Below are 13908 nucleotides of genomic sequence, written 5' to 3'. Positions count from 1 at the left end.
CTTGATCCTGTTGTCACCCCGCGCCGGACGTACGGTGGAGATAGCGGCCGCGACGTGTCTCCGCTTCGTCCGTCAGGGTGCCGTTTTCCATCATGACGCGGCCTCCGGCAACTGTCAGGGACGGCCAGCCACGCAATGTCATCCCCTCGTAAGGCGAATAGTCGGAGTGCGATTCCAGCGTCGCCGCCTGCACCACCCTTTCGCAATCGGGATCGACGACCACCAGGTCGGCGTCGTCGCCGACCCGCATGGAGCCTTTGCCGGGAATGCGATACAGGGCCGCGACGTTTGCCGATGTGACGGCCGCCAGGCGTTCGGGCGGGATGCCGCGCCGGTGCCATCCTTCGGTGATCAGCACCGGCAGCAGGGTCGCGATGCCGGGAAAGCCCGCCGATGCCTGCCATATGTCGGGGCCCTTGGTCGCGCGCTTGCGTGGGACGTGATCGGAACCGACGGTGAGAATCTGCCCTTTTGCAATGCCGTTCCACAAGGCGTCGACATCGCGTCGGCCGCGCAGCGGGGGATTGACCTTGCCCAGCAGGCCGGCGGCGCTGTCGGTCGACAGGGACAGGTAGTGGGCGCAGGTCTCGACCTCGATCGGGGCGGGATGGCTGCGACCGCGCAGCATCTGGACGATATCGAGCCCCTCGCCGGCCGACAGGTGTACGATGTTGACCCGGCAGCGTGTCTTTTCGCTGAAATAGCCGACGCGGAACACGTTCTCGGCTTCGAGGAAATCGGGGCTCTGTTCGTCCCAGGCCGCCAGATCGTCGCGGCCGGCTTCGCGCAGCGGGGTGCGCAGGCCGGGAATGACCTCGACATTCTCGCAATGCACACCCAGCACCGAGCCGGACAGGGATGCCAGTTGGCGCATTGCCGCAAACAGCAGCCCGTCGTCGATTTCGGTAAAGCCTTTCGCGGCGCCGGAAGCGCCTTTGTACATCAGGTAGAGTTTCGCTGAATTGACGCCGAAACGCTCCATGACCTCGGGCAACTGGGCGACGTGGCGCAGGCTGGTCAGGCCGAAATGGCAGCCGAAATCGAGACAGGAAAGCCGTTCGCCGGCAGCGATCCAGCGGGGGGTGGACTCCGCGAGGTCGGCGGAGCGGTGGAAACTGAGATAGGACGTGACGCCACCCAGCGCCGCCGAGCGGGATTCCGTGCGGAAATCGTCGTCGCCTGCTCCAAAGCCGAAATGGGTGTGCGGGTCGATCAGCCCCGGCATGATCCAGGCGCCGTGGCAGGGAATCACCCGATGGGCCGGGAGGTCTTCGCCCTGGGCGAGGATGGCGGCGATCTTTCCGTCGCGGACGGCGACGGAGCCCCGGCCCGTTCCGAGGCCGGGCCAGACGATCAGCCCGTCCTTGAGCAAGAGGTCAGCCTTCATGGTCATCTGCTCCGTGTTGCGGCCGCAGGTCCGGGGCAACCGCCGCCAGCAGGGCCTCGTGTATGCCGCCCTGCCGCAGGAGGGCGCGTTCGCTGTTCGTCAGCAATGCCGCATGGGTGACGAAACGGCGGATGCCGGTGTCTCCCGCGGCTTCGACGGTGATTGGGGCGCCATCGGCGATGCCGGCCCGCAACCCGTGAAAGGAGAAGGTCTCGAGGCCGGTCAGCCCGAGTTCCGGCCAGCTTTCGCCCTCCGCGAACAGCAGGGGAAGGACGCCCATCCCGACCAGGTTGGCGCGGTGGATCCGCTCGAAATCGCGGGCGATCACGATTCTTACGCCCAGCATGGCCGTGCCGCGGGCCGCCCAGTCGCGGCTGCTGCCGGTGCCGTAGCGATGGCCGCCCAGCACGATCAGGGGCACGTCGCGGGCGCGCCATGCCATGGCAGCGTCATGGATGGTCTGGCGCGTGCCGTCGGGGCCGGGTGTTTCCCACCCCCTGCCGTCGCCGGCCAGCGCATTGCGGATACGGATATTGGCGAAGGTCGCGCGTGTCATTACCTCCGGGTTGCCGCGGCGGGCGACGTAAGTGTTGAACGCCGGACGTGCGATGCCAAGGCCGGAGAGGTAGCGTCCGGCCGGACTGTCTGGCGGAATTTCGCCACTGGGCGAGATGTGGTCGGTTGTCAGGGAATCGCCGAATGCCGCCAGCACCCTTGCGCCGTCGATATCGTCCAGCGACCAGTCTGCGCCATTCTGGGCACCGAGGCGGGGGCGGCAGAGATAGGCGGAGTCCGGCCGCCAGGGATAGGTATCGCCGCCCGGTGCCGCGAGGGTGCGCCAGAGGTGTCGGCTTTCCTCGGGCGCTTCACCAGGGCCGCCTCGGCCGGCATTGTCGCCGAGGGCCGCGGACAATTCCTCTGACGTGGGCCAGAGGTCGCGCAGATGGACAGGTGCGCCGGTGGAATCGTGGCCGACAGGGTCCGATTCCAGATCGAGATCCACGCGTCCCGCCAGAGCGAAGAGGACCACCAGGGGAGGCGAGGCGAGGTAGTTTGCCGGCAGCAGGCGGTGGATGCGGCCCTCGAAATTCCGGTTGCCCGACAGCACGGCGACGGCCCGCACGCCATGCCGTTCGATCGCCTGTTCCATCACCGGCAGCAATGGCCCCGATTTGCCACCGCAGGTGGTGCAGCCGTAGCCGGCAATCGCGAAGCCCACTGCCTCCAGCGAAGCGAGCAGGCCGGTGCGTTCCAGCAGTGTTTTCACCGAGGGCGAACCGGGGGTCATGGACGTCTTGACCCACGGGGGTACGCGCATGCCGCGTGCCACGGCTTTGGCGGCGACCAGACCGGCGGCCAGCATGACAGAGGGATTGGCGGTATTGGTGCAGGAGGCGATGGCCGCGATGGCGACTGCGCCGTCGGCGATGCCGTCCGCCTGGCGAAGGGTGCCGTCTTCCTCGTTCTGCAGCGTGCGGAAGGAGCGTGCGGCCTCTGCGAGGGGCAGGCGCTGTTCCGGCCGGCGTGGACCTGCGACGGACAGGCCCAGTGTCGACAGGTCGATCCGGATGACCCGATCATAGATGGGATCGGGAGGGGGGAGAGCCAGAGGCCGGAAGAGGCCGCCGCGCCGGGTCCATGTTTCCAGATCCGCTGCTGCGCCGCGTGTTGCGGCCATGTAGCGGCAGGTTTCCTCGTCGACGGCGAAGAACCCGCAGGTTGCGCCGTATTCGGGTGCCATGTTGGCGAGGGTGGCGCGTTCTTCCAGCCGCAGGTGGCGTATGGCGGGGCCGAAGAACTCGACGAAGGCGCCGGTGACGTTGGCGCGGCGCAGCGTCTCGGTCACCAGGAATGCGAGGTCGGTCGTCATCACGCCGGGGGGCGGGATGCCGTCGAGCAACGCGCCCACGATTTCGGGGACCGGCACGACATAGGGCTGGCCGAGCAGGGCGGCTTCGATATCCAGTCCGCCTACGCCCCAGCCCAGTACACCCAGTGCGTTGACCATCGGGGTATGGGAATCGCCGCCCAGGACGAACTCCGGATGGACGATCGTACCGCGGGGCGTGGGGGAGGCCACCATGATCCGGGCAAGGCGTTCCAGATTGATCTGATGAATGATGCCGCTGCCCGGCGGGTGAAGCGTCAGCCCCGGCATGGCCTGCTGCGCCCATTTGAGAAAGGCGTAGCGTTCGGTATTGCGCTCGTATTCGCGGGCAAGGTTACGGATCAGCGCATCGGGTGTACCGCTGACATCGACCTGCAGGGAATGATCGACGATGAGATCGAGCGGGACGCATGGCGAGACCGCCCGTGCGTCGCCGCCACGCGCAGCCGCGATGTCGCGCATGCCGGCCAGATTCTGCAGGACCGGCACGCCGCTGGAATCGGGAAGGATCACGCGGGAGACGGCGAGCGCCACGCCGCGGCCGCGATCGGCGGGGGTGCGGCGGACGATCGCCTGGAGATCGGCCAGGGTCGCATCCGACAGGTGGTCGCCTTCGGCCCGCAGGGCCTGGCGGGCGATATTTTCCAGCAGGATGCGGGCACAGAATGGAAGCGCATCGGGCGTCGTGCCGAGCCGGGCGGTGATGGCCGCCAGGTCGACCTGGCTGGGTGTGGTGTCGGTCCAATATGAGCGCTGCATGTGTCGACACTATTTTAAGATATCATCCTGAATCAAGTCATCCATTTGGCATAAGTGTTGACAGTTTGGCGGGGTGCTGACTTATTCCGGCTACGGACATTTGACATGAAGGACTCCGATGACCCGTTCCACGGCTCTTCCCTCTGCCGCCGCGCGCCTGCGGGAGTTGATCTCATCCGGTGCGTTTCTTGTCGCGCCCGGGGTCTATGATGGCTACAGCGTGCGGCTGGCTGAGGCGGCGGGGTTTTCCTGCGCTGCGACCAGTGGCGCGGCGATCGCGAATGCTGTGCTGGGCATCGAGGACGTCGGCCTGATGGGGCTGGCAGAAAACGTTGCGCAATGCCGCACCATCGCTCGTGCCGTGTCGATTCCCGTGACGGCCGACGCGGATAATGGCTATGGCAATCCGATGAATGTCTGGCACACGACTCGCATGTTCGAGGAGGCCGGCCTGGCGGGCATGAATATCGAGGACCAGGCGAGCCCGAAGCGGTGCGGCCACATGCCGGGCAAGGCGCTGGTCGGCCGGGCGGAGATGGTCAAGAAGATCGAGGCTGCGTGCATGGCCCGTCGCGATGACGATTTCGTCGTTATCGCCCGTACCGATGCGTTGGCCGTCGAAGGGCTGGAAGCCACGCTTGAGCGGGTGCGGGCCTATGTCGCGGCTGGTGCGGACATGATCTTTCCCGATGCCGTAGGCTCTGAGGAGGTGATTGCGCGCATTGTCGAGGCGGCCGGGGTGCCGGTATCGATCAACATGGGTTTCGGTATCCGTGCGCGGCCCACGACGCCGCTGATTTCGCCGCGACGACTGAAGGAACTGGGGGTGCGCCGGATCAGCCTGCCGCGCATGTTGCCCGCGGCGGCGATCATGGGTATGCGCTCGGCGCTTGCCGCCATGAAAGCGTCTATCGAGACGGGCGAGACGGTCGAACGGCCGGATCTGCTGGTCGGAATAGACGAGATCTGGTCGCTGATGGGGTTTCCTGCGATGCAGGCGCTGGAACGTTCGCTGCTGACGACGGATGCCCTTGAAGAACGGTATGGAGCGGAAAACGAATCGTAATTTCATTTTTTTCCGATCCAGGATCAAAAATTTATATTCCGGAATCGGATTGGTGCGTTGACGCAAGGATATCCGGCGCTAAAGTATTATAGGTATGACAATATACAGAAGATAGCGTTGTCCGTTGAAGGTTGGTGCCCCATGACCTCTTTGCATTCGCAGGCCTCACGTCTAACCCGGTTTCTCATGCTTTCGGCATCGGGCATCGCCTTGATGGCGTCTGCCCAGGCCCGGGCCCAGACGCAGATGGCGCCCCATGCGGCCCAGCCAGCCCTCCCGCACAAGGCTGCACGTCCGTCGGTTGTTTCTGCTGCGAAGAGCAGCGCGACGCCGGCGGGCCGTGTCGCAAAGGCTGCGGTGGTGCCCGAGACGCTCAACGTCGTCGCCAATGGACGTGGCTCCACCCGCCAGCTTCAGGCGGCGACGCGCACGATGATCGCGAATTATGTGCCGGGCACCAGTCCGCTTAAGATCCTCGGCCAATTGCCGGGTGTCGTCTTTACCTCCGCCGATCCGATGGGGGCTTATGAATGGTCGGCCAGGATCTATTCCCGCGGGTTCAGTGAAAACCAGCTGGGTTTCACGCTCGACGGCATACCGCTCGGCGAACAGGGCTATAATACCTATAACGGGTTGAGTTCGACCCGCGCCGTTCTGACCGAAAACCTGCACGACGCCTCGATCTCGCAGGGTGCCGGGTCGGTCGACGTGGCGTCGACCAGCGGACTGGGGGCTGCGATCAGCTTTCATACGCTCGATCCATCGGACAAGGCGGGTGGGCTTGTCGAGCAGACATTCGGCAGCAATTCGGCTTTTCGAACCTTCGCCCGCGTGGACAGCGGTATTCTCAATGCGACCGGTACCAAATTTTCCGCCTCGTTTGCCGATTCCACGATCGACAAATGGAAAGGCTACGGGGCGAACAAATATCAGCAGGTCAATTTCAAGCTCGTCCAGCCGATCGGGACGCGGAGTTCGCTGACGGCTTATTTCAACTGGGCCAATCGTCAGGAAGTGGATAATCAGGACCTGTCGCTGAACTATATCCATACGCTGGGCACGCGGGTCGATAATTACTATCCGAATTACAAGGCGGCCTATCTCGCGGCGCAGGGGACATATACCCATGGCGAAAATCTGACCAATGATCCGATGGATGTCAGCTATTACGAATCATCGGGGATGCGAAAGGATTATTTCGGTTATCTGACCTTCAAGTCGGATATTACCAGCCGGTTGAGCGTTCAGGCTTCGGTCTATGGCGATTACGATCCGGGGCTGAGTACGTTTACGTCGCCCTACCGTTCATCACCGAACGGTGCGCCGCTTCAGCTTCAGGGATATTCGCTGGATGTGCAGCGTGTCGGTTTTCTGACCTCGGCGAAATACCACATTGCCCATAATCACCTGAGTGCGGGCATCTGGTATGAGAACAATCAGTTCCGAAACGACCTGCATCTGTATCAGGACCCCCTGCTGGGCCAGGGATTGCCGCCCGACCCGACCACATGGCTCAACCCGCGTGATTCCTTTGACCATGCCTATGGGTATGTGTTCAACACCAATACGTTCCAGACCTATTTCCAGGATACCTACGACATCACGTCGAACCTGCATGTGAATGCGGGGTTCAAGTCGATGCTTGTCACCACCCATGACGGGATCACGGGCAACGATCCGTCCTATACCGGATACGACACGCTGCCTTCGGGAACCAAGACGGCATATAGCCCGTTCCTGCCCCAGGTGAGCGCGAACTGGCGCTTTACCCATAACGACGAGCTGTTCTTCGATTTTGCGCGCAACATGCGTGCATTCAATCAGTTCGGATTGAGCGGGGGGGCTTCGGCATCGGCCTGGTCGGTCGGCGATCCGGCAGTCTTTCAGCAATCGATGAAGCTGAAGCCCGAAGAGTCAAATGTTTATGAAATCGGCTATCGTCATGACGACCGGTATCTGTCGGCATTGTTGACCGGCTATCGCGTCAATTTCCAGAACCGGCAGCAGGTTGTCAGTTCCGGACCGATCATCCAGCTGGTCGGCGCCCTCAACAATGTTGGTGGTGTGACCACTGATGGTGTCGAGGCCAGCCTGACACTGCATCCGTTCGTCAATAATCGGTTTCTGCAGGGGGTGTCGTGGTATAACAGCGTCAGCTGGAACCGCTCGACCTTCGACAACAATTTCACGGATTCGAACGGGCTGGAGCGGATCAAGGGCAAGCAGGTTCCGAACTATCCGTCCTTCATGTGGAAATCGTCACTCGTCTATCGCTACGGCAATGCCAGTGCCAATCTGGATGCGACCTATATGTCGCGCCGTTACCTCAGCTACATGAACGATGCCTGGGCACCGTCGAATTTCATCATGAATCTCGGTGCGCGCTATCGGTTCGGCGGCTATGGCATCCTTCAGCACATCACGCTGGAGTTCAATGTCTACAACCTGCTGAACAAGAGCTACATCGCGACTGTGGGTGAGCAGGGCAACCCCATCAGCGGCGATTACCAGTCGATGCTGATCGGTGCTCCGCGCCAGTTTTTCGGAACCGTGCGCGCGGAATTCTGATCCCGCGCGGGTCATGCCGCCCGCCCCGGAGACCCGGGGCGGGCATTCATCCCTTCAGGATGCATCCAGCGTCATCAGCGACGCGTTGCCGCCGGCGGCAGTTGTGTTGGTGCTGACCAGCCGCTCCTCCAGCAGCCATTCGGGCAGCGGGCCTTGTGGCGTGAGGGTATGGAGCGTCACCACCGGGCCGTTTTCGAGAGCCTGCAGGACCGTTGCCAGGCCGGGAACGCCGGGTTCGGCGAGGATGATGGCCGATGCCGGATGTGCCAGTGCGATCAGGGAAGTGACGTCGGGCACCGTGCGGATGTGCGGGCGCAGGGCGGCGGGCAGGTCGGCGGTCCAGGCGGTGGCGGGGCCGGCCAGCAGCACCACACTATTGCCGCTAGCCAGCGCCATGCCGGTGGCGCGGCGGGCGGCGGCTTCCGAACCTGTCAGGCATAGTAAGCTGCCGCGTGGCTCCAGCGACCAGAGATTGGTCTCACCCACCGGGCCGGGCATCGGTATACGCAGTCCGTGCAGGGGCTTGCCGGTGACGCCGTCCGGATGGCCGGAGCCGGCTGAGAAGGCCTGCCAGTCGCGGGCGGCCTGGGGGAGATGGCCGGGGCGGCTGTCCTGCGGGTCGGCGGTGGCTGGCGCGGGAGGCGTGAAGGCGGGGCATGATGCCAGCAGACGCCGCAGGATCAGCGGACCGCCGGCCTTGGGGCCTGTACCCGACAGGCCACGCCCGCCGAAGGGCTGAACGCCGACTACGGCGCCGATCGTGTTGCGGTTGACGTAGAGATTGCCGGCCGCGATGCGGCTGGTGACGTGAGCCACGGTTTCGGCGATGCGGGTGTGCAGGCCGAAGGTCAGGCCGTAGCCGGTGGCGTTGATCGCGTCGATCAGGCGGTCGAGATTGTCGCGCCGCCAGCGCAGGACGTGCAGGACGGGGCCGAAGACCTCGCGGCCGATGGTGGCGATGTCGTCGATCTCGATCAGTGTGGGCGGCAGGAAATGGCCGCCGGGCACTGCGTGCGGCGTGGCGGGAGACCAGACGCGGCAGCCGGCGGCGCGCATGCGCGCGATATGGGCGGCGATGCCGGCGCGGGCGTCCTCGGTGATGACGGGGCCGATATCGGTGGCCAGGAGGGCGGGGTCGCCCACGCGCAGTTCCTGCATCGCTCCGCGCAGCATCGCCAGCATGGGTTCGGCGCAATCGTCCTGCACGCACAGGATGCGCAGGGCGGAGCAGCGCTGGCCGGCGCTGTCGAAGGCGGAGGCGATGACGTCGGTGACGACTTGTTCGGCCAGGGCCGAGGAATCGACGATCATTGCGTTCTGGCCACCGGTTTCCGCGATCAGGGGCACCGGCTGGCCGTTGGCGCCGGTGCGGCCGGCGAGTTGGCGGGCGATCAGGCGCGCGACCTCGGTGGAGCCGGTGAACAGGACGGCAGTGATCCGTGGGTCCGCGACCAGCGCCGCGCCGACATCGCCGCCGCCGGGCAGGAGTTGCAGCGCGCCGGCCGGAATGCCGGCCTGATGCAGCAGGGCGACGGCGCGGGCGGCGACCAGCGGGGTTTCTTCCGCCGGTTTGGCCAGCACCACGTTGCCGGCCGCCAGCGCGGCCGAGATCTGGCCGAGGAAGATGGCCAGCGGGAAGTTCCAGGGGCTGATGCAGACGACCGGGCCCAGGGGCGTGTGCGTGGCGTTGTTGAAATGCTGCCGGATCGTGGCCGCGTAGTAGCGGAGGAAGTCCACGGCCTCGCGGATTTCGCCGACCGCGTTGGGGTAGGATTTGCCGGCTTCGCGCACCACCAGGGCGATCAGTTCGGCATGGTGGGCTTCCAGCAGGTCGGCGGCGGCCTCCAGGCACGCGGCCCGGGTGGCGGGGGGGGGGCGGGCGGACCAGTCGGGCTGGGCCGCCGCCGCGAGGGTGACGGCGTGGGTTGCCTGGGCGGCGTCGGCGAACTGCACTGTGCCGGGGGTGTCGTCAGGGCGGGCCGGGTTGGGAACCGGTTGTGGCGGGGTGCCGGTGCCGGTGCCGTCGGCCAGGAGGGGGGCGGCCTTCCAGTGTTGGGGGGCGGAGGCCATTTCGTCGGCCAGGGTGATCAGGGACGGTTCATCGGCAAGGTCGAGGCCGGCGGAATTGTGTCGGCCGGTGCCGAACAGGGCCGGGGGACGAGCGATGGCGGGGTGAGGGGCTCCGACCGGCAGGCCGCCCTGCGCGGCCAGGTCGCGCGCTGTCTGCACCGGGTCGGCGATCAGGGTGTCCAGCGGGATGGTGCTGTCGCCGATCTGGTTGACGAAGGAGGAATTGGCGCCGTTTTCCAGCAGGCGGCGCACCAGATAGGCCAGCAGCGTCTCGTGCGAGCCGACGGGGGCGTAGATGCGGCAGGGGCGGTCGAGATGCTGTGCACCCACGACGTGGTCGTAGAGCCCTTCGCCCATGCCGTGCAGGCACTGGAATTCATATTTCCCGTGCTGGAAATCGGGGCCGGCCAGGGTGTGGATGGTGGCGACCGTGCGGGCGTTGTGGGTGGCGAACTGAGGGAAGATCGCATCGGGCGCGTCCAGCAGCAGGCGCGCGCAGGCAATATAGCTGATGTCGGTATGGGATTTGCGGGTGTAGACGGGAAAATCGGTCTGGCCGTCGAGCTGGGCTTTCTTGATTTCGCTGTCCCAGTAAGCGCCCTTGACCAGACGGACCATGATGCGGCGGCCGGTGGCGCGCGCTAGGGTGATGATCCAGTCCAGCACTGCGGGTGCGCGCTTGCCGTAGGCCTGCACCACGAAGCCGATGCCGTTCCAACCCGCGAGGTCGGGGTGGCGGCATAGGCCTTCGAGCAGGTCCAGCGACAGGTCCAGTCGTTCGCTCTCTTCGGCGTCGATGTTCAGGCCGATATCGTAGCCGCGCGCCAGGCGGGCGAGACGGACCAGCACCGGGAGCAATTCGGCCATCACGCGCTCGCGCTGGGCGCGCGCGTAACGGGGATGGATGGCCGAGAGTTTGATCGACAGGCCGTTGCGATCGTAGATGTCGCGGCCGCCCTGGGTCTGCGCCGCGCGGCCGATGGCGTGGATGGCGGTTTCGTAGTCGCGGCAGTAGCGGGCGGCGTCGGCCTCGGTCAGCGCGGCTTCGCCCAGCATGTCGAAGGAATAGCGGAAGCCGCGATCGTGACGGGCCTGGCTGGTGCGCAGGGCGGATTCGATCGTCTCGCCGCAGACGAACTGTTCGCCCATCATGCGCATGGCGACATCGACTGCACGGCGGATCAGCGGTTCGCCGCCGCGTGCGACCAGGCGGGTGAGCGTGCCCGCCAAGCCGTGCTGGCGTTCGGGTGTGACCAGGTGGCCGGTGACGACCAGTCCCCAGGCGGCGGCGTTGACGAACAGCGAGCGACCCCGGCCGACATGCGCCAGCCAGTCGCCAGTGCCGATGCGGTCGCGGATCAGCGCGTCGCGGGTTGCGGTGTCGGGGATGCGCAGAAGGGCCTCGGCCAGGCACATCAGGGCTACGCCTTCCCGCGAGGACAGCGAGAATTCCTGCACCAGTGCCTCGACCCCGCCAGGGCGGCGGCCGTCGCGCAGTGCGCGGGCCAGTCGTCGCGCGGTGGTGCCAGCCTCGGCCGCCAGATCGGGCGACAGGGTCGCGTTGTCGATCAGGGCGCCCACGCATTCGACCTCGGGCCGGCGCAGATGGGCGGCGATGCGCTTGCGGGCCGCGTCGCGGGGCGGCAGGGCGGCGCCCAGGGCGGCGGTTGGAGGTATGGACACGGAAAGAAGGGGGGGCTGGGATATCATGAGACTGCTTGCCGATGATAAGAGGCTGCTTGCAAAGTCAGCCTCCGGGACGAGGAGGAAAGTCAGGAATACCGTTCCCGTATCATATCATATATGATTCGCAAGATAATATATGATCTATCGGGTCGCGAAGCAGGGAGGACAGCCATGCTGCCAGAGAGCATCTTCATGAGCGCGCCGCAGGAAACGCGCGGCCTGGCCTCGGAGCGCGTGGGTAATGCGTTGCGCGAGGCGATCCTGGACGGTGTGCTTGCCGATGGGCAGTCGCTGCCGCAATCGGAATTGGCCAGCGGATTCGGGGTCAGCACCATTCCGGTGCGCGAGGCGCTGAAGCAGTTGGAGGTCGAGGGGCTGGTGCTGTTTCAGCAGAATCGGGGTGCCACGGTGACCGGTCTGTCGGAAGCGGACATCAGCGATTTTTCCGAGATCCGCGCCGCGCTGGAGGAGATGGCGGCTGTGCAGGCGGTGCGGCGCATGACCCGCATGGACCTGGCGCGGATCGAGGATGCGTATGAGGCCTTCGTGGCCGGGACTAGCGAGCAGCCGGAGGGGATGGCGCGGTCAGGCGCGCTGAACTGGGCGTTTCATGGCGCGATCTATCAGGCAGCGGGGCGGCCCCGGCTGCTGGAAATGATCGAGGGCGTGCATCGACGGGTGGACCGCTATATCCGGGCGCATCTGGAAATCGCGGGACGGAAGGCGGTGACGGATGCCGAGCATCTGGCGTTGCTGGAAGCGTGTCGGCACCGTGACGAGACGGCGATCGGGCCTTTGACCCGCCAGCATATCCTGGACGCGGCGAATGTTTCGATCGATGTGCTGCGCCGGAATCGCGCGGGCGGTTGAGGGGCGGCCTGCCCCGGTGCGCCGGTGGTGATCCATGTGTGTTTTCTGCGCGGGGCAGGCTGGGCGTCATGGAGGCCACCCGGCCTGTTCCGGCCCGTTATGGATGACGTGCCTGGCTGCGCTCTTTCTGTGCCTGCGCGAAGGCGGTGGAGGTATGGGCGAACTTGATGGCCTGCCAGCAATGGTAATCATGCAGTAGAGTTCTTGAGATCCATTGTCCTTTCTCGTCTTTCCCGAAATTTCCCGCGGACTGGACCTTCAGGAGCAGTCGGGCCACGTTGGCCCGCGAGGTGCCGTAGCGTTGCGCCATGGCACTACCGCTGTCCATGGATATGTAAATCCGGTCATCGTGCGCGTTACTGAGCGACCCGACTCCACTGGTCATCTCATTGAGGATGGAGATGCCGATCGTGGTGTTGATGAGAGGGGCGAGCGAGGGGGGAGGCGGGGCGGCGTGGTCGATCATCATCAACCGTGCGAAAATCGGATGCATGTGGGTCAGGATTTTCGGATCGGCCCGCGTGGCGTCGGCCCTTCTGGCGCCGTCGACCAGATCCAGTCCGCCGAGATTGATGTCGAGGTAAATGTAGAACATTCGCTCGGAAAATTCTGTCATGCGATAGGCACGATTTCGGCGGTTTCTGTCAGGTAGTGGTTCTATATATCCGAGATTTTCAATCTCTTTCAGGAAGTTCGTTACTGTATTTGGGCTAGCCATCCCTGTTGCCTCTACTTCGCGGTAGAGATTGGTTGCTGTCAGTGGTGGGGTCGTCGGATCGAGTTGGTATGAGAAATGCAATATGAGCGCGCCATGTGTCAGGACCCATCGCCGCATGTCGGCGACGTAGCGGACTTCGCGTTGCATCTGTTTGTGAATGGTCAGGAGGGCCTGGTTGCTGAAAGTCAGGCAATCCATGAATTTCGGCATCGTGGCAAGGATATCGGCGCGGTAGGTCGGGGCGTCGCACAGGGGGGCGGCAGTGCGAATGTCATCCTCGGCGGCATGTGTTCGTGAGCATTCAGCCATAATCGTCACTGTACTGGTCTCAACTTCTGTGAGGGCATTTTGTAGCATTTTTGGTGACGTTGCGGCACCTGCCTTGATATCGGCGGGAGAGTATGCAGAATGCTGGACCCAGGAATGTTTACTTGAGAAAGTATAGTAATGCGATAATATTCAATTCTATTTGAATAATTTCATGTCAGTATGAAATTACTTTTAAGAGAAATAAATAGTATAATTTACTGTTAATGGTTTATTATTTTTTTAGAAATCTTGAAGTGTAAATATCCTCCATCTTTTATTATTTTTTTTGCAATAAAATAATGAGATGGCTTTCTTGGTGACTGTTGTTTTTCTGTGTTCAAAACGCGGTTTTTGGGAGTGATTGCCGAAGAACCGCTAGAGCGTTTTGCGGCTGAAATTTTCTTTTCTTTTCTGTCTCGTTATAAGAAGGCTTACCCTGTCATGAAGACGACCCCGACCAGGCTGCATAAGCGCGCATTCCTGCTCGGGTTCACGGCGTTGACCTCGTGGATGACGTCGGTGGCATCGGCGCAGGCGCTGCCGACGGGGGGCGCGTATGTTGCGGGTGCGGGCAGTATCGCTTCGGC

Annotated in this window: 7 protein-coding genes; 3 read left to right on the top strand and 4 right to left on the bottom strand. The window is 63.9% G+C overall.

The window, feature by feature from the left end; translation table 11 throughout:
• Window positions 1-13 precede the first annotated feature (13 nt).
• Both C7453_RS13495 and acnA read right to left on the bottom strand, forming a co-directional pair.
• Complete coding sequence (locus C7453_RS13495; protein ID WP_114728079.1) at window positions 14-1387, bottom strand: dihydroorotase; 1374 nt, start codon at window positions 1385-1387, stop codon at window positions 14-16.
• Window positions 1377-4034, bottom strand: a complete 2658-nt coding sequence (acnA, locus tag C7453_RS13490; RefSeq protein ID WP_114728078.1) for an aconitate hydratase — start codon at window positions 4032-4034, stop codon at window positions 1377-1379. The genes C7453_RS13495 and acnA overlap by 11 nt, the downstream gene beginning before the upstream one ends.
• 118 nt (window positions 4035-4152) lie before the next feature.
• On the opposite strand from acnA, the gene C7453_RS13485 reads away from it, so the two are divergent.
• Entirely contained in the window at window positions 4153-5100 is a 948-nt protein-coding gene (locus C7453_RS13485) for an isocitrate lyase/PEP mutase family protein (RefSeq protein WP_114728077.1), read from the top strand.
• A gap of 213 nt (window positions 5101-5313) precedes the next feature.
• A complete protein-coding gene (locus C7453_RS13480; RefSeq protein WP_245949035.1) occupies window positions 5314-7668 on the top strand; it encodes a TonB-dependent receptor in 2355 nt (784 codons plus the stop codon).
• A 54-nt stretch (window positions 7669-7722) separates the two neighbouring features.
• Here the strand turns inward: C7453_RS13480 and putA are convergent, their stop codons facing one another.
• Window positions 7723-11448, bottom strand: coding sequence for a bifunctional proline dehydrogenase/L-glutamate gamma-semialdehyde dehydrogenase PutA (gene putA / locus C7453_RS13475; RefSeq protein ID WP_114728076.1), 3726 nt, complete (start codon window positions 11446-11448; stop codon window positions 7723-7725).
• Between the two features lie 147 nt (window positions 11449-11595).
• On the opposite strand from putA, the gene C7453_RS13470 reads away from it, so the two are divergent.
• Window positions 11596-12294 (top strand): GntR family transcriptional regulator, encoded by a 699-nt coding sequence (locus C7453_RS13470; RefSeq protein ID WP_114728075.1) that lies wholly within the window; start codon window positions 11596-11598, stop codon window positions 12292-12294.
• Window positions 12295-12391: 97 nt separating this feature from the next.
• On the opposite strand, the gene C7453_RS18725 is transcribed toward C7453_RS13470, so the two are convergent.
• Window positions 12392-13330, bottom strand: coding sequence for a hypothetical protein (locus C7453_RS18725; RefSeq protein ID WP_141289216.1), 939 nt, complete (start codon window positions 13328-13330; stop codon window positions 12392-12394).
• Window positions 13331-13908: the final 578 nt, after the last annotated feature.

Source organism: Gluconacetobacter liquefaciens, assembly GCF_003350405.1.
In the GTDB taxonomy this organism is placed as follows: domain Bacteria; phylum Pseudomonadota; class Alphaproteobacteria; order Acetobacterales; family Acetobacteraceae; genus Gluconacetobacter; species Gluconacetobacter liquefaciens.
This window is presented reverse-complemented; position numbering and strand designations above follow the sequence as displayed.

What these genes read in the sequence shown, in the direction of transcription:
- C7453_RS13480 (WP_245949035.1), top strand. Translation starts at nt 5,314, where the DNA reads ATGGCGTCTGCCCAGGCCCGGGCCCAGACGCAGATGGCGCCCCATGCG.
- acnA (WP_114728078.1), bottom strand. Translation starts at nt 4,034, where the DNA reads ATGCAGCGCTCATATTGGACCGACACCACACCCAGCCAGGTCGACCTG.
- C7453_RS13485 (WP_114728077.1), top strand. Translation starts at nt 4,153, where the DNA reads ATGACCCGTTCCACGGCTCTTCCCTCTGCCGCCGCGCGCCTGCGGGAG.
- putA (WP_114728076.1), bottom strand. Translation starts at nt 11,448, where the DNA reads ATGATATCCCAGCCCCCCCTTCTTTCCGTGTCCATACCTCCAACCGCC.
- C7453_RS13470 (WP_114728075.1), top strand. Translation starts at nt 11,596, where the DNA reads ATGCTGCCAGAGAGCATCTTCATGAGCGCGCCGCAGGAAACGCGCGGC.
- C7453_RS13495 (WP_114728079.1), bottom strand. Translation starts at nt 1,387, where the DNA reads ATGAAGGCTGACCTCTTGCTCAAGGACGGGCTGATCGTCTGGCCCGGC.